Consider the following 21,590-nt stretch of genomic DNA (forward strand, 5'->3'; position numbering starts at 1 on the left):
GACGGCGAGGGTGCGCCTCGAGCCTAGCCAGCGCCGGTGGGTGGTCGGGCCGCCGAACCGGGTGTCAGCAGGTCGCGATGCTCTCCGCAGCGACAGAGGCGAGCTGGTCGATCTGCCCGAGAAGCGCGACCGGAGCCTCCTCGACGTCGAGCGGCCAGGTGATCACCTCGATGTCCGTGTTCCGGATCGGCAGGCGCGTGGGTCGGGCGTCGGCTGCGCGTGACCCGGCGTAGACGAGGTAGCCGCGGCCCAGGCGCAGCGCGGTGCAGTAGGCGAGCATCTGGTACACGTCGGACTTCGGGTAGCCGTCGACGCCGGAGCCGAGCTTGTACTTCGCATCCAGCACGAGCACCGGCTGGTTCCCCGTACTGTGCACGATGTCGGGTCGGATGGGGACACGACGGCCGACGTCGAGGTGGTCGCGGAACTGCCCGGTCGTCACCCCGGCCGCGTGCCGCACGAGTGACTCGCGGACGGCGGCGGTCACGAAGTCCTCGAACGTTGCTGCCATGTCGACGATGAACGAGGCCGTGGGTTGCCCGCCCTCGGTGGTGCCGAGACCGAGCCGGTGCAGCACGACGTCGGCGAGCCGGAGCGCCGGGTGGTACGCGGCGTTCAGGCGAGTCGGCCGCCAGTCGGGCAGCGGCGTACCGCGCTCGAGGACCTGCACTCCCTCCAGTCGGCCCACGAGATGGAGCAGTCGGCGTCTCAGCGCGGTCGGCAGCCGGGCGACGTGCGACATGCGCACGAGCGCCGTGCGCAGCAGGCGGTTCTCGGGGATGTCCACGTCGTACTCATCGAAGGTGACCTCGAGCGGCAGCGGCAGCCCGTGGTGCCGGTTCATCTGGTCGGCCGTACGGATGCGGCCACGAAGGAGGAAGAGGGCATCGTCGCGCGTGACGTACCCCTGGATGACGCCACGCAGGAGCGCTCGTTCCGCGAGGCGGGTGAGCGTTGTAGCGACCATCGGCCAGAGGTCGCGGTCAACGGATCCGTCGAACATGTCAGGTCGGAAGCCCGGGTCGCGGGCATACCCCAGCATGAACAGGATCGAGGCGAACGATGCCTTGGGCCGGACGACGAGATCGAGCTCCCCGATGCGCACCGCGCCGACCCGGTTGGGGCGAGGGACCAGCAGCCACGAGCCGTCGATGCCGGGCCGGACCTCGACGAGGTCGAGCGCGGCCAGGTCGGAGGCGGTCGTGGGGTCGAGTCGAGCGGGAACCGGCTCGCTGTTCTCGTCGAGCTCGAGTCGCGTCGCCATCGGTCAGGAGGACGGGGCGTGCGGTGCGCCGTCGCCGACCTCAAGAGCGAGCCCGGCATCCGGAATGGTGCGGTCGACGGTCGGCTGCGTGCGTCGACGCACCGCGTCGAGACCGAACCGCTCTGCGATCTCGGCGGGCGACAGGCGGCCGTAGAACTGTTCCTCCAGCAGGGGGAGCAGGTCGTATCGCCAGATCCGCTGGAGCCCCTCTTCCGTCTCGGCATCAGCCCGCATGAGGTAGGACGGCCCGATCTGGAAGTCGCGGTTCTCCTGCCCGAGTTCGGCGTTGAGGCTGCGCAACAGCGCCGCCCGCTCGAGCGGCCTGAGGTTCGCCTCGAGCCACCTTTCGAGCAGGCCTCCGACCGGTTCGGTATCGGGGTGCATCTCGAGGAACGCGAACCGGCGTCGGATGGCGGCGTCGACGATCGCGATGGAGCGGTCGGCGGTGTTCATCGTGCCGATGAGATAGAGGTTCTCCGGCAGACGGAACTCCCGGTCGGAGGAGTACTGCAGGGAGATCGCCGCGTCGCGGTACTCCAGGAGGAAGTACAGTTCCCCGAAGATCTTGGCGATGTTGCCGCGGTTGATCTCGTCGATGACGAGCACCCACGGCACGGTGGGATCGTCGGCTGCGAGCGCGGCGATCTGCCGCAGTGGTCCGGGTCGGAGCTCGAACGACAGCCGACCGTCAGCCTGACCGGCTGGTCGGAAGCCCTCGAAGAAGTCCTCGTACGCGTACGAAGGGTGGAACTGCACGACACGCACGCCGTCTCCCGCGACGTGCCGGGCGATCGCGCGCGCAGTGAAGGTCTTCCCCGTTCCCGGGGGACCGTAGAGAACGACCTGTCGCCGCGCATCGAGCGTCGAGATCAGATCGCCCAGCCACGGCTGCGGCATGTGCAGTCTGGCGGCGAGCTCGGGCGTAGCTCGGGGGAGCGTGAGGCGAGCCGGCGGGAGTGGCGGGGGCACGGGCGTCTCGGACGACTCGGCCTGCTGCGCGATCAGGGCGTCGAGCGCGCCTCGGCCGGCGGTGAGATCGAGCAGGGTGCCGGTCTGGGCGAGCAGAGCAGGTACCGGCGGGGGCAGTTCGGCGAGCGCACGGGGCGTGTCGTCCCACTCGACCTCGCGACGCAGGCGCGGCGCTTCCGGGAAGTAGGAGGGCTCACCGGTGATGCGGCCGACCCAGACGTCTTCGTCGCTCCGTGCGAGCACGATGTCTCCAGTGGTCATCCGGCTGAGGAAGGCAAAGTAGTCGTTGGTCAGCTCGTACTGCTGCGCATAGTCCTGATGGTCGTATCCGGCGCCGACCGCACTCCGCACCTCGGCAAGCTCGGCCCCCGCGGGGACCTCACCCAGATGAGCCGCGGCGAGGGAGACGAAGCCCTCGGTGACCCACTGCTCGGCGAGCTCTCGTCCGCCCGGGCGGGGCCGGACCGCCCACGCCCGGTCACCCAGAATGTCCGCCTCCGGGTACCAGTGGTCACGCCACGGCTTGAGGTACCAGCTGATGCGCTCTCCGGTCTGCGCCTCGATCGCCATGCGGACCTCGTGGAGATCGCGGTCGAGCGAGATGGCGTCCTTGCCCGACGGTCCACCGATCAGGTCGGCGAACGCGCGCCGGATGGCGTACTTGTGTCCTTCGTTGATCGTCTCGTCGAACACGCCCGGAAAGACCATGAACGCGAACGCGTTGCGCATCGAGGGCAGCTCGCGAGGGTTGGCACCGAGAAAGCCCCGGAAGGTCCACGGGTCGGAGAGCAACTCCGACTGTACGTCCTTATCGAGGCGGGCCCATCTCGCGACGAACGCAGCGAGCCACGCGATCTGCTGCCACATTTGCGTGTTGTAGCCCTGGCCGCCCTTGAACGTGCCACCGGTGCTTGCGCCTTCGACCATGACCGTGGGCACCGGGGGCGGGTCTGCCAGCCATGAAAGCACGGTCGTGACGTGCTCCAGCTTCTTGGCCGCCGAGACGCCCGCAAGTGGTACGCCACGGAGGTACACGAGCTCGGCCGCCAGGAGGACCACCTCGCGCTGCTGCTGAGCGAGTTGGGCGTGGAGTCGTTCGAAGGTCGAACCCCCGCCTGCATCGGGACTGTCCTCGAGCGCCGCACGGACCGTCTCGGCGAGTTCTGCGGTCCAGATGGTGGCCATGGGGTCTATGACGCTGCGGCGGTCGCCGAACAGGTGGTCGAGCACGACCCTGGCGGCAGCGGAGACCTTGGCGATGCGAGCGGTGCTGTGGAGATCCTCGGGCACCGACCTCGCCACGCACGTGGTGCAGAATCGAGGGTCCGTCACGGTTGTGAGAGGGAGGTCGGGCGCGTTGCGCCAGGCTGTCTCGACCTGCTCGGCGGTCCACGGCTCGACGTCGAGGGTGGGCTCGTGGGGACAGTTCGGCACGTGCAGCATGCGGGAGTCACGCTTCAGGAGGTAGCCGTCCGGCGAGTCGGCGAGGTCAAACGCGGACCCTGCGAAGGTGCGGCGAGTACCTGGAACCGTCGCGGACATCGGCTACTCCTTCGGAGGGTGGCGCGGGCCTTCGCCGGGAGGCGGGTCCAGGATCGTCTGGTACTCGGTGCCACTGTCGATGGCGTGCTGCATCGCATCGTAGATCTCGAGGACGCGCCTCGCGGTTCGAAACTCGCCGAATGACTTGAGTTCCATTCGGGCGAGAACGTCGAAAGACCCGACTACGTGGTCTGCACTGTCGCGGTCGAAGCCGTACAGGTGCAGCACGGCAGCGTCAATCTCGTCACGCGCGGCCATCCGGTCGACGGGTGCACCGCTCACGTCGACGGCTTCGAGCAGGAGGTCCGCCACTAGTTCAGAGACGTCGAAAGAGAGCAAAGCGGAGTTGCGCAGCACCACTTCGCGCAGAAATGGCGCAGCGGTGCGGCTAGGGAGCGGAAGTTGGCGGAGGACGGTTGCTGTTAGGTGCGGACCGCTCAGCTTCTGACGCGCGAAGTAGTCGAACGCCAAACTGTTGAGCACTCCCAGTGCTACGGTGAGATCGGACGCGGACATGGAATCGTCATAAACGAGTTGCAGCGTGTACGCCGGGCACGTCCTAGGCAGTGCGCAGAAGACAGAAGTCCGGGCGCTTGTGTTCGCGTTTGCCAGTTCCTTGCCAGCTAGAACCCAAGAACGCTTTGACGGCCACTGTGGGTCCGACCATCGGCTCCGGACCCAGTATCTAGGTCTTGTGGGAGTGTTTGGCCCTTTCGCAGATCGAAGGGGGCTGGCCTTGCGGTTGTACATGCGCTCTGGGGGCACGTCTTCGAAGGTGAAGGCGCCATAGTCAAATGCGGCGGTCATCTTGGATTCAACCACGGGCGTCAGAGCGACACCCACCGGTAGTGCTGCGGGGTCGCGTATCATCTCGGCGGCGTCCGAGGTGAGGTTTAGGAAGCCTTGCTTAGTGGTGAGGGTAGTCGCCCCGAACAATGTGCCTTTGGTGTAGGCCGTGGTGGTGGTCCGCGCATCAACGGGTGACCTAAAGAGCGGAACTGCGCCGGTCTCTGGGCTCAGCCGCTTGAGCGTATCGTACGGCAGCAAGGTCCAACGGCTGTTGTCTGCATATTGTGTGAGCGACTCCAGTCGTGAAGCGACAAGCACCTGCGTACGCGATCCGCGAGGCGCGATCGTGACAAGCGCGAATCGCACGGGACGACGCACCCCCGGGAATATGAGATTGCGATTTGTGAACTCAGCCACCGAGCCAAGGGTCCCTTTTTCGATCCAGCGCTGAAGAAGCAGAGAGGACGTGGCGTCGGTCACCATGCCTGATGGACAGATGTACCCCGCGTGACCAGATTCCGCAACGATTGCATCGATCTGTGCCGCGAACAGCCTGTATGAGTTGACTCGCCCCCTCGATCCCGGCGCGAGCGTTAGTGCCCCTCGAGCGTAGCGCCCGACCCTCTGCAACTCTTCGCGCGCTTCGGCATACTCCCTCCATAGTTGTGGATCTTCGAGTTCTAGCCGTGAGATGAGCTTGGCCCGGATCGTGGCGTCCTGTTCTTGTGAGATCGACGGGTCGCGTGACGAGAAGTATTCGGTTTCATCGATTTCGAGTTGCTCCCACGGCGGGTTTCCCAGTACTGCATCGAACCCGCCCGTCCATCCCTGCGGACCCGGTGCACCGGTGCCACGGGTGAACACCTCAGGGAACTCGAGGTGCCAGTGGAAGAAGCGGTACTCGGTAGCAAGTCTCTCAACGTGAGCACGGGTCGCCGCGACGGCTGCTGCGTGGGGTTCGCGCCCGAGCCGCTGCACCACCGCGCTCGTGGGCGCTTGCGGCGTGGTGCGGAAGGCGCCGTCGACCTTGGTCACGCGGGTGTAGGGCCAGACGAACGCCGCCACCCACGCGTCGGCCTGCACTCTCCGGTCCAGGTAGTCGGCGGACGTCTCGTACTCGCGCCACCGCTTGGCCTGCGCTCGGACAGCATCCGCGTTGTCCTGCTGCTGGAGCAGGGATCCGCGCGCTTCGGCGAGCGCCTCCCATGTCTCGGCATCTGTGGACAGATCGAGCTGGTCCTGTCCGATCCACTCGGACACGCGCGTGCCTCTCGCGAGGCCCGTGGTCTTGCCCCGCTCGGCCTTGTTGCGCTTCGCCGCTTCGCGCACCACGTCCTTGTCGTCGCCCTCCAGGGGCTTGAACGCGCCGTCGGGCACACCTCCCGCGAGCAGGGTCGGCGTCGTTCCCAGCAGGGAGTTGCCGATGCGGATCCGTGCGTCGAGGAACCCCAGCGCCTTTCCGGGCTCCATCGCCTCGAGCCACAGCGAGACCTTCGCGAGCTCGGCCGCAAGGGGGTTGAGGTCGACTCCGTAGACGCATCGCCCGATGACGTCGCGCAAGGCGTGCCGCACATCTGCCGGAGTCGGCTGGTTCTCCCCGGACCGCACAGCGGCCAGTCGCTGAGCGACCCGACGGGCCGCAGCGACAAGGAAGTGCCCCGAACCACAGGCCGGGTCGCAGACCTTGAGGTCGAGAAGTCGTTGCTCAGCTTCGGCGGCGGTGCTGACGCCCGCCACCGCCTCGTCGATGACGGGGTCGAGGGCCGTGTCGAGCAGGGCCGAGACCAACGCCGGAGGCGTGTAGTACGAACCGGTGGTCTTGCGCTCGTTTCCGCTCAGGCGCTGGTAGGTGAGGGTGCCACGGGCGACGTCGACCTGCGGGACGAGTTCCAGTAGCGCCTCGTACACGCTGCCGAGCTCCTCGGCGCCGAGGTTGCGGTAGTCGACCGGCTGCAGCCGCTCGCCGCTGCGCCGGATCCACGCGAGGTCGCGGATCGCCTCAAGGAAGGCGTGGTTGGTGAGCTCGGCGGCGAGCAGCGGCTCGGTGCCGTCGTCCGTGTCGAACAGTCCGCCGAGAGCCGGAAGGCCGAGGCTCGCCTCGCCGTCGTCCCCGAGAGCGTGGAGCACGAGCCGCTGGCCCTGCCACAGGTCGCCGTAGGTGGTCGAGCCCGTCCGCTCGCGGGCGTGTCGGCGCAGCCTGGCTGTGGAGAGGTAGTCGCGGTAGCGACGGGTCGCGACCTCCGGAGCCTCCCGATCCAGGAGCAGGTCTCGGTCCTCGGTGACGAAGAGGAAGAGCAGTCGGTACACAAGCCGCAGGAGGTGGCGGTGTACGTCGTCGGCCTTGAGAGTGCCCGCGGCCAGTGCGGTCCGCAGGTCCGTGTTGGCCGGGTGCGAGACGAAGCCGGTGCCCAGATGCTCCAGCGCGCGCTCGACACCGCCGCGGAGCTGGTCGAGCGCGCGGGCGCCCGAGCGCACCGACTCGGCACGCCACACCTCGAGCCAGCTCTCGGCGAGCGTCGGGTCCCCGCTGCCCGAGGTGCGCGGCTCGAAGCGGGACTCGTGGCACACCTGCCAGAGCAGGAGGAAGTCGGCGAAGAGCTCACCCTCGAAGATCGCCTCGAGGTCGAACTCGATGTACGCGGACCCCGCCAGCGCCGTCGAGTCGCGTAGCAGGCGCAGTCGCTTCCCGTTGGACAGGATCGCCCAGAGGTGGTCGTCGGAGCGGTTCAGCAGCTCCTGGACCATCGCCTGCGGTGCGCGCACCGCTCCGGTCACACCGGAGTTGCGCTTGTCGAGCTCGACCCCCGGTCCGAGCAGGTGGATCGGCACGTCCCGCCACAGGTGTGAGACCGGGTAGGTGTGCTCACCCACGAGGACTCCGCCGGTGTGCGGCGAGAGTCGTCCGTACCCGAGCTCCTGCAGCAGTACGAGCAGCCAGCGCTCGCGCACCAGGGCTGCAGCCGTGGCGTCGAAGCCACCAGGCTCGCGATCCTGCGCGCGGCGCCAGGACTGCCACGCCCCCACGAGGTAGGTCCAGGACCGGCTCGCGGCGTCGCGCAGCGTCGTCTGGGGCGGTAAGTGGTAAGACTCCGGTGCCAACGAACTCCGCCAGGTCGCGTCGCCGTCGGTCGGTGGCGCCGCGAGGTGCTGGAAGAGCGACGGCGGAACGATCCCGCCCTCGGGGCGGACGGCCTGCCACGTGGTCACGAGGGGCTCCCTGGCAGGTAGACGAAGACGCCGAGCAGATCGACCGGCAGCTCTGGTCGGACGGCGAGACCGCGGACGCCGAGGCCGGTGGCGCCGTCTCGGCCTCGCGCCGACTGACGCACCCGCGTATGGGCGTTGAGGAGGTCGGCGGCGACCCGCTCGGCCTCGCTCGTCAGCGCCGACTCAAGCTGAGGCAGAGCGCCCAGGACGGCTGCTGCCAGCCCCCTCGCCCGATCTGGCGCGGTGTTCGCCGTCGGGCGGGCGGCCAGCAGCCGTTCGACGGACTCGGGGTCGAGCCAGGTGGCCGCGGCCGGCGTGCCGGTGAACGCCAGGGCTCGTGCCTCCTCGGCCACTTCGGTGCGGGTCTCGTGTCGTCCCGGGAGGGTCACGTGCACGCGGAAGCGAGCCAGCAGCAGCGTCGTCACCACGGGGACGTCGGTCGTCGTCACGACGGCGGTGCGTCGGGCGGGGCGGACGGCGTCGGGAAGGTTCGGGTCTAGGGCGCCGTCGAGCACGAAACGAGCGACGGCGCCGACGTGGTTGTCCGATCGCACAAGAACCGCTGCCCGATGGGGACCTGGCGGGTCTCGGAACCATGCCAACTCTTCCGACTCCTCCGCACGTCGGCCACCGACGAGTGGCTGTTGGAGTGCGAGCGGGAGCGAGTGCAGCGGCAGCGTGAAGCCGGTACCCGTGGTGGCGATCGCGCCACCGAGGTCGGTGAGTGCGGCCTTGGTGAACGCCTCGACCTCCCGCGGGCTGCCCAGCCGAGCCCGGGCGGCCTCGACCTCGCGAGCCACCTCCTCCGGTCGCAGGGCGTTCTGGGCGAACCTCGTGCGAGATGCCTTCTCACGCTCTGCAGCAGAGGACCACTCCGCCTCGAAGGCCGCGGCCTCCGGGATCAGGCCGAGGTCGAAGGAGAGCTGCTCGGCGTGCCCGCCCCGCAGCAGCACTCCCTCGAGCAGCGCGCCGATCACGCGGTCGTTCGTCTCGGACGGGACGGGCACCGAGATGCCGAGGTCCTTGCGGATCTGCGCGTGCTTGCGCAGTAGCACGTCGAGCACGATCCCGTCGATGCCGTTGTCCTCGCCGTACAGGGTCACGGCTCGCACCACGTCGGCGCGCTGACCGAACCGGTCCACGCGGCCCTCACGCTGCTCGTGCCGGGTGGGGTTCCAGGCCAGGTCGTAGTGGACGACGGCTTGGAAGCCCTCCTGGAGGTTGACGCCTTCGGAGAGGCAGTCGGTGGCGACGAGCACCCTCTTGGGGGAATCCAGCTCGAGCATCGCTGCCACGCGCTGCGAGCGGTCCTCCGGAGCGAGCTCGCCGGTCACCACCTCGACCGGGGTCCGAACCAGTTTGTCCCGCAGGTGCTCGGCCACGTAGTGCGCCGTCGCAATGAAGCGGCAGAACACGATCGGCGAGAAGCCCTCGCGAAGGAGGATGGTGACCTGCTTCGTCAGCGCGGTGAGCTTGGCGTCGTCGTCGGTGTCGAGCGTGCGGGCACGGACGGCGAGGTCGGCCAGGATCCGCGCCTCGGAACCAACCGGCGTGGTGATGGCGCCGGGGGAGGCGTCGTCGGCCTCGGCGACGTCGTCACCGCCCTGGTCGAGCACCGTGGCCCGGCCGATCAGGTCGGCTGACTCGACCGAGTCGGCGGCGACGGCGGCGGAACGGGCTGCGAGGGTCGCTGCGGCCGCCGCGGGCGAGGAGGAGATGGCCCGCAGCAGCGAGAGCGCCGACCACCAACGCACCCGCTGCTCGAGAGCGGTGCCGGTCCGGTCGGTGACCTGACCGCGAGCGTAGGCGACGGCGTCGTCGAACACACCTCGGAAGTTTGGTGTCAGCCGGTAGGGGACCTCTCGCGACTGGCGGTCCTTGGGGAAGACGGTGTCCTGGTCGAGGTAGCTGCGGATGTCGGCCCGACGGCGCTGGACGAGGTGGCGAGCGAGGTCAGCGCGGACAGCTGAGCTCTCCAGGTCCGCCTCGCGGAGCGTCGGGTCGAGCAGCCCGAGCATGTTGCGGAACGCCCCCTCGCTGCCGGAGTGCGGCGTGGCGGTCACGAGCACCAGGTGGCGGGTGACGTCGGCGGCGAGGTCGGTGAGCAGCCGGTAGCGCTGGGTGCGCGACCGGCCTCCCGAGGCGGCGTCGTCGACCACGCAACCGTGGGCCTCATCGACGATGACCAGGTCAGGGGCAGCGCGGAGGAAGTCGTCGCGGCGACGGTCGGCCTTGATGAAGTCGGTCGAGACGATCGTGAAGGGGTGGCGCTGGAAGATCGACTGCCCGAACTCGAGGCCCCGCTCCAGGCGCTGCACGGTGGACCCCAGCACCAGCTCCGCCTCCAGGCCGAACTTCTCCCGCAGCTCGGCCTGCCACTGCTCGGCGAGGGCCGGCGGGCACAGCACCGTGAGGCCGCGGGCCGAGCCTTGGGCGAGCAGCTCGGCCGCCACGAGACCCGCCTCGACCGTCTTGCCGATGCCGACGTCGTCGGCGATGAGCAGGCGGACCGTCTCCTGGCGCAGCGCGAGCATCAGCGGCACGTACTGGTAGGGCCGCGGGTCCACGGCGAGGGAGGCTAGCGAGCGGAACGGTCCGCCGGTCGAGCGGAACCCGATGCGCAAGGCGTCGCGCAGCAGGGAGGCCGAGCGGGCGTCGCCGAGGTCGTCGGCGCTCGGCGGGGGGAACGAGGCTGGCACCACCGGCTCGAGTTGGGGGAGCACTCCTGCGATGTCGGCGTCTGCTCCGGCAAGCGGGCGCAGCACGAGGAAGTCCTCGGTGCTGTCGGGGAGGACGACCCACTCCCGGCCGCGAGCGCGGACGAGAGTACCAACGGAGAAGGTGGTCATGAGGCCCTTCCGAAGACGCTGGGGTGGCGGGCGACGAGCTGGTCCAGGTCGGTGGCGTCGTCGAGCTGGATCACCTGCCAGCCCGAGAAGGCGAGAAGGTCGGCGTCATCGCGCGCGTTCGTCGCTGAGGTCACGACGACGACGGCGCGTTGAGCATCGAACGCGAGGTCGACCTGGACTCCCTCGACGCTCGTGTCGGTTCGGGACGGGCTTCGCAGTCCTGCTGCCGCGAGGTGCTCGAGCAGGCTCGCAGCGCGCGGGTGCTGGGGGAGCGGTACGGCTGGGGTGTCGACGGCGTCGCTGGCGGCGGTGGAGGAATCGCCGCGGTCGTCATCCTGGGTGGGTGTCGTGACCGCCTGGGCGAGGTCGAGCAGCAGCGGAACCGCGACGCGGCGATCGATCTGCTCGTGGTGGGTCTGGTTACCGTAGGTGAGCAGGCAGCGGTAGCAGCCACGCACGCATGCGGCGTCGTCCGCGATACCCGATACGGGATCCACGTGCATGATGCGCAGCGCCTCAGCAGCGACCCGGGCGAGCGCGTCCGGTTCGGAGTGGAGGCGCCGGAGCACCCCGGCGCCACCCTCCGCAGCCTCCACCAGGAGGAACCGGCCCCGGTCGTCGGGGTCGGGCAGGGCCTCACTCGTGAGCTCGGAGTCCTCCAGCTGGAAGACCGCCTCGATCCCGCGTTCCAGCGCGTACCTCAGGGTGGTGCTCTGGTGCTCCGAGAGCCGCTCGGGCCAGCGCGCGACGGCGAGGTTGCGGCGGTCGATGACGAACGGGATGACTCGCGCCTTGCGGTTCACGGAGTCGGCGGCGGGGGTCTCGTCGTCCGACTCGAGCTCACTCGCCTTCTGGTCCGAGAGCCAGGAGCCCTTGGTGGTGTCGAGCCAGAACCCCTTCGCCGAGCCCTCGGCCCGCTTGCGCGGGCCGAGGTTCGTCACGCGAATCTCGGCGGCGTCGCCGAAGCGGAGGTCGAGGAGGGTCCGGCCGGCCCGGGTCGCCGTCGCGTCGAGGTAGCCAGGGGAGGTGCCGTGCGGGAGGAAGCGGTAGGACGTGGTCAGCTCGAACCCGGCTCGCTGCCGTTCCTCCTCGTCGGCGCTGATCCGGTCGCGGCGGCGCGTGACGACTGTCGTCATCGGCAGGAGGTTGCGCAGCGCCTCGGCGAGCTCGACACCGCACATCTCACACACGTCGACACCGGCGGCACGGTCGTGGTGGTACCCGCACGACTCGCACAGCCTCGCCTCGGTGAGGGCAAGCGTGGCCCCGGCCGCCTCGTCGACGGCGTCGGTCCGCGGCAGGTTGACGCGATAGACCTGGTAGCGGGCACCCTCGTGGTAGACGAGTGCCTGCGGGCCGAACTCGCGCAGTGCGAGGAACCGGGGGCGCTGCAGCCACGTCGCTCCGGCTGCCTTCTGACCCGGAACGTAGGCGGCGAGAGGCAGCCTCGGGAAGGAGTAGCCGGGCAGGAACCCCTCGGAGGCGAAGTATCGGTAGGGGTAGAAGTCGCCGCCGCCCTGCCCGTCGGAGTCGTTCAGGAGCAGGTCACGCTGCCGCAGAGCGTCTCGGCTCCGGGCCTCGGCGCTCTGGCGTTCCTTCTTCGCCAGGGCGGCGTCCCGCGTGAGTGCCTGAGCTGCCTCGGCCTCAGTGAGGGCGGTCCGGTAGAGCTGACGCCACCTGAGGCAGGCCGCAGCGAACGCTGCCGGGGCGTCGCGCATGACCTCGTCGACCCAGTCCGGGGTCCACCAGGGAGCCTCGGCCAGCTCCTCGGCCATCGGGTCCAGCACCGCTCGGGCGGCGGATCCAGCGCGCTCGGCCAGGCCGGGGTCGGCGAACTCAGCGACGATCCCGGGACGGACGGGGCACTCGGCCTGCGAGAGGTCGAGCACCGCAGCCATCGAGCTGCCGAGGGCAACAGAGGTGCTGGCGAGCCAGATCGCGTGAACGTGCGAGCGGATGAGGTCCTCGTTGGCGAGGTCGAGTCGTGGAGGCAGCACCCTCCCGGAGACCATCTGGTCGCTGCGGGCGAAGTAGTAGGAGTCGTGGGCGTTACCGCTTGCGCAGTAGGTCACGACGAGGGCGGGCTGACCCGACCGCCCGGCGCGCCCGGATCGTTGGGCGTAGTTCGCGGGTGTGGGTGGCACGTTGCGCATGGCGACCGCGTTGAGGGAGGCGATATCGACCCCGAGCTCCATCGTCGGAGAGCAGTAGAGCAGCTTCAGGTCCCCGGAGCGGAAGGCGTGCTCGCGCTTCTCCCGCTCGGCTGCGGGGACCTGCGCGGTGTGCTCGCGGGCGACCAGGCCCGACAGCTGCTTCCCGGCGTCGCGGTACAGGTCCCGGAAGAACGGCACCACACGCGGTGCAGTCTCGTTCGCCAGGGTTCGCCTGACGGGGTCGGGTGCCCCGTGCTCGCCCGCGCCAGGGAAGAGCCTGATCTGGTGGGCTTTGAGCCGGTAGCCGTCGACCTGTCCCTCGCGAGCCGGCGTCAGGAACGCGTTCTCAGCGAGCAGGGGAACGAGGGAGGCGAGGACGTCGTTCACGTCGTCGGTGCTGAGCTTCCCGTGGCCGGGGAACTCTCGGGACAGCCACCTCCCGTAGGCGGTTCGAGAGTTCGCGGTGAGGACGTTGCGCGCGGTGCCCCGGGGCTGGGAGCCCAACGTGAGGAGACCGGTGTACGGCACCTGCTCGTTGTCTTCGACCGCCCAGACACCCGTGAGGTGCTCGCGACTCAGCGTCTTGAGTCGGTCGACGTGTTCGGCGGTGAAGAGGTCGGTGTCGATCGCGAGGGTGCGCCGCATCTCGTCGAAGAGCACGCGCACGATCTCGTACCGCAGCTCGGGGCTTGCAGCGCGGAGCAGCGGGTGGGCGTCCTGCCAGCGGTCCTCTGCCTCGGTGAAGCGCTGCGCCGTCGGGTACCGCACGAGGATGAGTCCCGTCTGCTCCAGGTCGGGAAGAGTCACGCGCCAGCCGCGCCTGAGGTCGAGAAGGGCGCGGTACGCGATCACCTGCCGCAGTGCGCGTCGTGCCGGGTCGAGGTCGAACGCTCCCGGCTGCTGGGCGAAGGCTGCGGGTGCGAGCCCCAGGACCGGTGGCAGCGAGGTGGCGAACTCGAGCGGGTCGAGCCCTTGCTCACCGCTGGCGAGGCTGGCCGCGTAGATGGCGGCGCGGAGCTGACCCACGAGGGTGAAGTCGTTGACGTGGCCGGCCTGGAGGCTCGCGTCCTGCCGGTTGTCGACGAACGTCAGGAGCTTGCGGACCTCCTTGGGGAGATCTGGGACGGCGTCGAGCGAGCGGACGATGCTTGTGGAGAGCACGGTCAGGGCGCTCGATCGTCCCTCCTGATCGAGCGCCGCGACTTTGGTGAGCTCGGAGGTGCGCGGCTGGTTGTAGGTGACCCCGCAGCGCAGGCAGAACAGCAGCGCGCCGGGGATCCAGGCCGCGCGGAGATCCCGGGGTTCCGCGTCCGACTCGCTGAGCTTCTCGCCCTGCGGTCCCACCACGACCGCGAGCGGCACGCGCTTGCGGCGGGACTGGATCACCTTGGTCCCGGAGGGCGTCTCCTCGAGCCAGGACGCTGGCAGGCGGTCCAGCGGGTCGGCCGGCCACGGATCGGAGGAGTCGACGAAGAGGTATCCGGCACCGCCGTCGTTGATCTGGAGCGAGGTGCGCACGACGAACGCGCCCTGGCGCTCGTCGTAGCGGGCCATGAGGTACTCCTGGCCGCACTCGCGGCAGAACGCGAGCGGGTAGAGGCGGCGTTCGGGGTCCGGGACGACTACTTGGTACTCGTCGCGGATCTCGCGGCGATCCTCCGGCTCGGCGGTGACGTAGACCGAGGCACCCTTGGAGATGAACTGGTGCAGCCGGAAGGCGAAGAGCTGACGGTTGGTCGGACCCTTCGTCCGGGACCCGGCCAGGAGGGTCTGCCGGATGGCAGAGCGGGCACGGGCAGGCCCCGTTCCGGTCAGTGCCGCCAGGAGGGCGCCGGCCTTCTCGATCGTGGTCGGCGTGCTGCGGATCAGGGTGCCGGTGCCCGGTTCGGTGGTCAGCCCGAAGACGTCCTCGATCCACGAGGCGAGCGGGTCGGTGCGGAGCGCGTCGTACCCGGCCTGCAGGGAAGGATCGACTGACTCGGCTTCGCCGCGACTTCGAACCGCCTGGCGCAGCGCCTGCGTGCTGGGGGCGCGGTCGGTCGTTGCCCGCACGAGGGTCTCGGTGATGACGTGCTCGGGAGCGACCTGCGCGCCGAAGATCCGGGATGCGACCTGGGCGACCTCCGCGCGCTGCTCGGCCACGGTGTCCGCCGTCGACATGGTGGCGGAGGTGCCGATGCACTGCAGGCCCGCACCGGCACCCGTGGCCTCGCGGACGCGCCGAACGAGCATCGAGACGTCGGCGCCCTGACGGCCCCGATAGGTGTGCAGCTCGTCGAGGACCAGGAAGCGCAGGCCCTGCGCCGCACCGAGCAGTCGCTGTCGCTCGCGTGGGCGGGTGAGGACGAGGTCGAGCATGACGTAGTTGGTGAGCAGGATGTCCGGCGGATCGGCGAGGATCGCGGCCCTCTCATCCTCCGATTCCTGGCCGGTGTACCGCGCGTACGTCACCGGTTCGTTCCCGTCGCCGAAGCCCTCTGTGAGGAACTTCGCGAGCTCTTCCCGCTGGCTGTTCGCGAGCGCGTTCATCGGGTAGACGACGATCGCCCTGACACCCCCACGGGTTCCCTGCCGTAGCACGTGGTCGACGATCGGCACGATGTAAGCGAGCGACTTTCCCGAGCCCGTCCCGGTCGTCAAGGCGTATGAGCGACCGGTACGAGCCGCCTCGATTGCGTCGCGCTGATGCCTGTGGAAGGCGAGAGGGGTGGGAGTTTCGTCTCCCTTGCCCAGCCGGAAGATGTCCGCGGCGAGCGGATGAAGCAGGCCCTCGGCCACCAGATCGTCGACGGTCCCCCCGGGGGCGAACGACGGGTTCAGGGACAACCACGGATCGGGCCACTGCGAGCCGGCGTTCGACCGCGTCCGCACCGCCGCGCGGATCCGTTCGTCACGGATGTCGACGAACCCCTCGGTGAAGCTCCGGTAGTCCTCGATCAGTCGGCGATGGACGGCGAAGGCATCCATCACGCCGTGCCCCACTGGCCGGACGTCCACGGCGACGTTGACGGGGCGGGCACGCGAACTCCTGATCAGCCAAGAGGAGGCCTTGAACACAAGGCCATGAACACTTGGCTGACACTATCGCGGACCAGCGACAGCGTGCTGGGATGCCGCAGGTCCCGCCGCTCGATGCGCGTCTCGCGCAGAGACTCGGCCTCCGGCTCCGGATGGCTCGTGAGGACGCCGGAATGACGCAGGAGCAGGTCGCTCACGCAGCCGGTATCAGCCGGAACCACCTCCAGGTCATCGAGAGCGGTCTGTCGGACCGCGCGTCACGCAAGCCGTTCAACCCGCACCTGTCGGTCCTGCTGAACCTGTGCAACGCCGTCGGTATCCCGCTCGCGGACGTCGTCGTCGAGGTCTTCCCGCCGGCATCGGGCGCGGTTCTCGAGTACACCGAACCGAACGAGCACCGCTCGGACGAGAAGGCCTGAGCCGCGGCGGGCGTGCGTCTCAAGACCGACCTCGAGCGCACCTCGACGACGTGCTCGACGGCGCTCGATCGGCGTCGAGCACCATCGAGACGGCAGCGTCATCCGCTCAGTCGGGGAGCGGCACCGGCGTCGCCCCGGACGAGGGCCAAGCAGCAGAACTGGTCCTCCTAGCCAGATACCTGGCTAGACTACGGCCATGGCGACCTACAACATGCTCGAGGCGCGCGATCAGCTCTCGCGCCTCGTCGCGGCGGCGGAGGCCGGCGAAGACGTCACGATCGCGCGACGCGGGGTCCCGGTGGTTCGCGTGGTCCCCCTCGGACGAGCTGCGGACGACGCGGGGGAGCGACTCGTCGACTGGCTCGAGCGCAACCCGCTTCCGGCAGGGGCCGGCCGGTCCTCCGAGGAGATCGAGGCCGCGATTCGCGCGGAGCGAGAGGCCTGGGAGTGATCTACCTCGACTCCTGTCTCGTCATCTACGCGGCGGAGGACCGAGGTGACCGAGGCGAGACTGCGCGCCGAGCCATCCGGTCGGCCGACGGGCCGGCCATCAGTCCGCTGGTGATGCTGGAGTGTCTGGTCGGCCCGCTGCGATCCGGCGACTTCGCGCTGCGGGGGAGGTATGAGCACATGTTCGGCGAGCTCAGCGTCGTCGACCTGGAGCAGTCGGCGTTCGTGCGCGCCGCCGAGCTCCGCGCGCTGCACGGCGTTCGGACGCCCGACGCTCTCCATCTTGCTGCCGCCCAGCTCTCGGGCTGCCGTGAGTTCTGGACGAACGACGAGCGCCTCGCTCGCGCCTCGAACGGCTTCGCCCGCAACGTGCTGCGCTGAGAAGCAGCGGGTAGGCCACTCGCCCGGCGCAGGTCGCGTCCGTCTCGCCCGTCGAGTCAGTCGTCCTCGTCGCCCTCGATCCAGTCGAGCAGGTCGTCGCGCCGCTGCACGATCGCGAGCCGTCGCTCGCTGGTGAGCAGGTCGGGATCGCCGAGCGCGGCGTCGTAGGACCAGTACGTGCGGTCCTCGACCCCGAGCGCCCGGAGCATCGGGGTCGCGCGCTGGACGGGGACGGCCGTCAGGCCGAACGCCTCGGCGAGCAGTCCCGTCTCGCCGTACGCGACCTCGCGGTTCACCTTGGCGGCGATCCAGAGCACGGCGGCCGCCGTCGTGTCGTCCTTGCTCCGGCGGCGGAAGATCGCGGGGTCGCCGACGGCGACGCGCGCCAGGACCCGGCGGGCCGCGGTGCGCAGCTCCTCGCCGTAGAGGCTCGCTGCCGCTGGTGCGAGGAGCGCGTCGATGCGCCGGAGGCGGTCGTGGATGTCGGCCGGCACGCCGTCGAGCACGAGCTGTTCCGAGAGCGGCAGCCGTTCGATGTCGAGTGTGTCGAGGGCCTCGCGGCCGCCGACGTCGTTCGCGAGTCGACGCAGCAGCCACGTCGGGGTGTCGAGCTCGGCCGGGTCCTCGATGCCGAGCTGCGCTAGCATCGCGGCGCCCTCCGGCCCCAGCTGCGCCGCGAGCTGGGCGAGGAAGGTCGCCTGGTCCGGTGGCTCGCCGTCGGGCCCTGCGGGCGGAATCGCGCCCAGGCGTTCGAGCAGCGCCATCGGACCCTGGTGGCGCGGGGACCGAATGATCGTGCGGTACTCGGGCTCGAGCTGATCGAGTGCGGCGAGCGTCTCGCGGGTCCGCTCCGCGGGCACGCCCCGCTGCTCGTGCGCGAACCGGACGAACCCGCGGTGCACCGTAGGGACCTGGTCGAGGTAGGCCACGTCGGCGACGACCTTCCGCGGCACCCAGTCCAGCAGCAAGATCTCGGTGGTCACCGGGCTGACCCGCAGCGGGTCGCCCGTGCCCTGCGAGGAGCCGAACGACATGAGCATGTCGACGATCGACCGGGCGTCCGAGCCCGGCGAACCGTCGAGCCCACGCGCGTGCGGCGAGGCGAAGAACTGCGTGCGGTAGCGCTCGAGGATCGCCTGCGTCGGCTCCTCCCACTGCGGCGCCGACCCGCCCTCGGGCAGCAGCCGTGCCATCCACTCGGTGAACGGGCGCAGGGCGGGCCACTCGTCGTCCTCGACCGGCGGGAACGTTGCTCGCCCGGCCGCCACCGCCTCCTCGATCCGCGCTCGCGCATCGGCGAGGCTGAGCGGCTCGACCGTCTGGCCCTCAACCGCGTTCTCGTGGTGGATCTCGATGACGTCCTCGAGCGAGCTCGCGATCGCGAATGCGGTCTTGACGATCGTTCCGAGGTTCGTGTCGATGTACACGACGAGCGTGAGCGCCCGGCGCGTCGGCAGCTCGATCTCGAGCACGACGTCGTCGCCGTCGCCGAGCACGTCCGCGAAGAGCGCGGCGCGCACCGGTCGGATGCGCTCGGCGCGCAGCAGCCAGCCCGGCAGCGCATGCCGCCGTTGCGCGACCTCGCGGCGGAGCTGCGTGCGCAGGTCGGGGTCGGGGAGCATCTCGGCGAGCACCAGGAGCACGGCGTCGGTCTGGCGCAGGGCGGTCCCACGCAGGGCCGTGACGATGTCGTCCAGCGTCGGGCCGTCGGCGTCCTGCTCGCGGGCCATCGGGTCGACGTCCGGTTCGAGGCTCGCCACCATCGTGCTGACGAGCTCGAGCAGGGCCATCGGGTGGGGCTCCTGCAGCGCGCCGTCGATGCTCGCGAGCAGCTCGGGCAGGTCGGGCGGGTCGATCTCCTGGCTCGGGAGGTCAGCGGGCTCGGGGGGCGGCGGTGCGGACGCCGGCGTGACGTGCGCCCGACGGCGTGCCTCGCCCTGGGCACGTGCGTGGCGGTCTCCGCGGCGTCGGTCTCGGGTCACGGCACCACGGTAGAGGTCGCCGTCCGTCCAGATGCTGAGCGAGGGCGGCCTGTGGACGGCCGACCTGCGGCGCGCCGCGGCACGCCGCGCCGGGGAAACCTACGGTTCCGTAGCCTCGAGCCGGTTCCCCGTGTACGGTTCGGGACAGGTGCCCATGCGCCTCCGCCCGCTGTACGCCCGCACGACACGTCCCTGCCGCTACGGCGATCGGAGCCCCCCTTGGAGCACACCTCGACCCGCCCGCGCGAGCGTCAGCTCAGCCTGTTCACCGAGCTGAGCAAGGCGGTGCAGGGCACCGGACTCATGCGTCGCCGGTACGGCCACTACTGGGCCCGCCTCGTCGGGTCGGTCGTCGCGGTCCTCGTGGCGGTGGCCGCGGTGGTGTGGGTGGGTGACTCGTGGTGGCAGCTGCTGCTGGCGGCAGGCATCGGGGTGCTGATGACGCAGATCGCGTTCCTCGGGCACGACGCCGCGCACCGCCAGATCTTCGCCTCCGGCCGGTGGAACGACTGGACCAGCCTCGTCCTCGCCAACCTCCTCGTGGGGCTGAGCTACGGCTGGTGGCAGGGCAAGCACACCAAGCACCACGCCAACCCGAACAAGCGCGGCGTGGACCCGGACATCGACCTCCCGGTCATCACGTTCACCTCCGCGCAGGCCGACGAGCGGCGCAACCGCTTCACCGCGTGGTTCATGAAGCGCCAGGGTTGGTTCTTCTTCCCCCTGCTGCTCATCGAGGGCCTGGACCTGCACGTCACCAGCACCCGTCGGGTGTTGTCCCGCGAGCCCGTCAAGCGCCGCGGGATCGAGATCACCTTCCTCGCGATCCGGCTGCTGGCGCCGCTCGCACTCGTCTTCCTGGTGATGTCGCCGCTGAAGGCGGTGGCGTTCCTCGCCGTCGAGCTCGCGGTGTTCGGCTTCTACATGGGCGCGTCGTTCGCGCCGAACCACAAGGGCATGCCGATCGTGCCGCCGGACGTCTCGATCGACTTCCTCAGCCGTCAGGTGCTGATGAGCCGCAACGTCACGGGCGGTCGCCTGATGGACGTCGCGATGGGTGGGCTCAACCTGCAGGTGGAGCACCACCTCTTCCCGAGCATGCCGAGCCCGAATCTGCGCAAGGTCGCGCCGACGGTGCGCGAGTACTGCGCGAAGCACGGGGTGACGTACACCGAGATGTCGCTGCTGCGCTCCTACGGCGTGGTCATCCGGCACCTCAATGAGGTCGGCCTCGGCGTTCGCGACACCTGGACCTGCCCGCTGGTGGCGCAGTACCGCTGAGTGCCCGCCTGGGGGTTGGGTGATGTAGCCTTACATCATGCTGCGCACCCAGATCTCGCTCACCGCAGAGGACCGGCGCATCCTCGACGAAGAGGCCGCACGGACCGGTCGATCCGTCTCCGCGTTGATTCGCGAGGCCGTGACGCTGGCATACGCCGGAAAGCGGGACATCCAGGAGGACGTCCGAGCGATTGACGACGCGGTCGGTGCGTGGAAGGACCGCGACGTCGACGGTGAGTCCTACGTCGAGGCGCTCCGCTCGGGTGGTCGTCTCCGCGACCTCGGCGCACAGTGAGCGTGCTCGTCGACACATCCGTGCTCATCGACGTGCTGCGGGGAGAGGCCGCCGCCGCGGCCGTGCTGCGGGACGCCCGGGTGGCGGGCCCGCTTCACGCGAGCGAGGTGACGCGGCTCGAGGTGCTTGCGGGCATGCGAGCGGGGGAGGAGGGGGCCACCCGAGCCCTTCTCGGTGTCCTCACCTGGCACGCGCTGAACGAGCAGGTCGCCGAGACCGCTGGCGAGCTCGGTCGACGATGGCTTCCGGGCAACCGCGGCATCGACTCCGCTGATCTCGCGATAGCTGCCACCGCCATGGTGCTGAACGCCAGGGTGCTGACTCGGAACGTGAAGCACTTTCCGATGTTCGACGGCCTGTCCGCGCCCTACTGACGAACGCGACGAGTCCTGACTTCAGCGGTAGTTGACGAACTGCAGCGCGGCGTCGATGTCGGAGGCCTTGAGCAGCGCGATCACCGTCTGCAGGTCGTCGCGGCTCTTGCTCGAGACGCGCACCTCGTCGCCCGTGATCTGCGTCTTGACGGCCTTGGGCGCCTCGTCGCGGATGAGCTTCGTGATCTTCTTCGCGTTCTCCTGGCTCAGGCCCTCCTTGAGGGTGCCCGCCAGGCGGTACTCCTTGCCGGACTGCTTCGGCTCCTTGTCCTCACCGAAGTCGATCGACTTGAGCGAGACGCCGCGCTTGACGAGCTTGGTCTCGAACACGTCCAGCACCGCGAGCACGCGCTCGGGGGAGTTGGCCACGAGCACGATCGACTCACCGCTCCACGCGATCGACGCGCCCACGCCCTTGAAGTCGTAGCGCTGCGCGATCTCCTTCGCCGCCTGGTTCAGCGCGTTGTCGACCTCCTGCTTGTCGACCTTGCTCACGACGTCGAACGACGAGTCGGCCATGGCGTCCTCCTTGGTGGGCGGGTCGCGTCACGCGACCGTGGGTGGCTGCATCCACGCTAGCGCGCGCCGCCGCCGACGTGACGCCGGGGCGAGGTCCC

The 21,590-nt window shown here is 69.7% G+C and carries 13 protein-coding genes; 6 read left to right on the forward strand and 7 right to left on the reverse strand.

What is annotated here, in order from left to right; genetic code table 11:
- Positions 1 to 64 precede the first annotated feature (64 nt).
- Genes AC3AQ1_RS11990 through AC3AQ1_RS12010 form a run of 5 tightly spaced genes read right to left on the reverse strand, consistent with a single transcriptional unit; the run spans position 65 to position 15,740 of the window.
- The gene (locus AC3AQ1_RS11990; protein ID WP_108719160.1) at positions 65 to 1,264 is read right to left on the reverse strand and encodes an McrC family protein; all 1,200 of its coding nucleotides are present in this window, start codon (positions 1,262 to 1,264) and stop codon (positions 65 to 67) included.
- 3 nt (positions 1,265 to 1,267) lie between these two features.
- Complete coding sequence (locus tag AC3AQ1_RS11995) at positions 1,268 to 3,775, reverse strand: McrB family protein (protein ID WP_108719161.1); 2,508 nt, start codon at positions 3,773 to 3,775, stop codon at positions 1,268 to 1,270.
- Positions 3,776 to 3,778: 3 nt separating this feature from the next.
- Positions 3,779 to 7,771, reverse strand: coding sequence for an Eco57I restriction-modification methylase domain-containing protein (locus tag AC3AQ1_RS12000; protein ID WP_108719162.1), 3,993 nt, complete (start codon positions 7,769 to 7,771; stop codon positions 3,779 to 3,781).
- Positions 7,768 to 10,620, reverse strand: a complete 2,853-nt coding sequence (locus AC3AQ1_RS12005; protein ID WP_108719163.1) for a helicase-related protein — start codon at positions 10,618 to 10,620, stop codon at positions 7,768 to 7,770. The genes AC3AQ1_RS12000 and AC3AQ1_RS12005 overlap by 4 nt, the downstream gene beginning before the upstream one ends.
- A complete protein-coding gene (locus AC3AQ1_RS12010) occupies positions 10,617 to 15,740 on the reverse strand; it encodes a DEAD/DEAH box helicase (RefSeq protein WP_108720193.1) in 5,124 nt (1,707 codons plus the stop codon). Before AC3AQ1_RS12010 ends, AC3AQ1_RS12005 begins: the two co-directional genes overlap by 4 nt.
- A gap of 224 nt (positions 15,741 to 15,964) precedes the next feature.
- Between AC3AQ1_RS12010 and AC3AQ1_RS12015 the strand changes: the two genes are divergently transcribed.
- The 3 genes from AC3AQ1_RS12015 to AC3AQ1_RS12025 all read left to right on the forward strand — a co-directional run bounded on the left by AC3AQ1_RS12015 (position 15,965) and on the right by AC3AQ1_RS12025 (position 17,041).
- The gene (locus tag AC3AQ1_RS12015; protein WP_234417496.1) at positions 15,965 to 16,210 is read left to right on the forward strand and encodes a helix-turn-helix domain-containing protein; all 246 of its coding nucleotides are present in this window, start codon (positions 15,965 to 15,967) and stop codon (positions 16,208 to 16,210) included.
- Positions 16,211 to 16,406: 196 nt separating this feature from the next.
- Positions 16,407 to 16,661, forward strand: a complete 255-nt coding sequence (locus AC3AQ1_RS12020) for a type II toxin-antitoxin system prevent-host-death family antitoxin (protein ID WP_108719165.1) — start codon at positions 16,407 to 16,409, stop codon at positions 16,659 to 16,661.
- A complete protein-coding gene (locus AC3AQ1_RS12025; RefSeq protein WP_159096536.1) occupies positions 16,658 to 17,041 on the forward strand; it encodes a type II toxin-antitoxin system VapC family toxin in 384 nt (127 codons plus the stop codon). Before AC3AQ1_RS12020 ends, AC3AQ1_RS12025 begins: the two co-directional genes overlap by 4 nt.
- A 56-nt stretch (positions 17,042 to 17,097) precedes the next feature.
- Here AC3AQ1_RS12025 and AC3AQ1_RS12030 read toward each other — a convergent pair whose 3' ends face one another.
- Positions 17,098 to 19,023 carry a hypothetical protein gene (locus AC3AQ1_RS12030; protein WP_108719167.1) on the reverse strand — a complete coding sequence of 642 codons (1,926 nt, stop codon included), beginning with the start codon at positions 19,021 to 19,023 and terminating at the stop codon, positions 17,098 to 17,100.
- A 219-nt stretch (positions 19,024 to 19,242) separates the two neighbouring features.
- Here AC3AQ1_RS12030 and AC3AQ1_RS12035 point away from each other — a divergent pair, with 219 nt between their 5' ends.
- The 3 genes from AC3AQ1_RS12035 to AC3AQ1_RS12045 are packed head-to-tail and all read left to right on the forward strand — an operon-like array spanning position 19,243 to position 20,973.
- Positions 19,243 to 20,304 (forward strand): fatty acid desaturase family protein, encoded by a 1,062-nt coding sequence (locus AC3AQ1_RS12035; RefSeq protein WP_234417497.1) that lies wholly within the window; start codon positions 19,243 to 19,245, stop codon positions 20,302 to 20,304.
- A gap of 37 nt (positions 20,305 to 20,341) precedes the next feature.
- On the forward strand, positions 20,342 to 20,599 hold the full coding sequence (locus tag AC3AQ1_RS12040; RefSeq protein WP_108719168.1) for a ribbon-helix-helix protein, CopG family: 258 nt from the start codon (positions 20,342 to 20,344) through the stop codon (positions 20,597 to 20,599).
- Between the two features lie 2 nt (positions 20,600 to 20,601).
- The gene (locus AC3AQ1_RS12045; RefSeq protein ID WP_159096537.1) at positions 20,602 to 20,973 is read left to right on the forward strand and encodes a type II toxin-antitoxin system VapC family toxin; all 372 of its coding nucleotides are present in this window, start codon (positions 20,602 to 20,604) and stop codon (positions 20,971 to 20,973) included.
- Between the two features lie 21 nt (positions 20,974 to 20,994).
- On the opposite strand, the gene AC3AQ1_RS12050 is transcribed toward AC3AQ1_RS12045, so the two are convergent.
- Positions 20,995 to 21,492, reverse strand: a complete 498-nt coding sequence (locus AC3AQ1_RS12050; protein ID WP_108719170.1) for a YajQ family cyclic di-GMP-binding protein — start codon at positions 21,490 to 21,492, stop codon at positions 20,995 to 20,997.
- Between the last annotated feature and the right edge of the window lie 98 nt (positions 21,493 to 21,590).

The sequence above is a fragment of the Miniimonas sp. S16 genome (assembly GCF_057748195.1).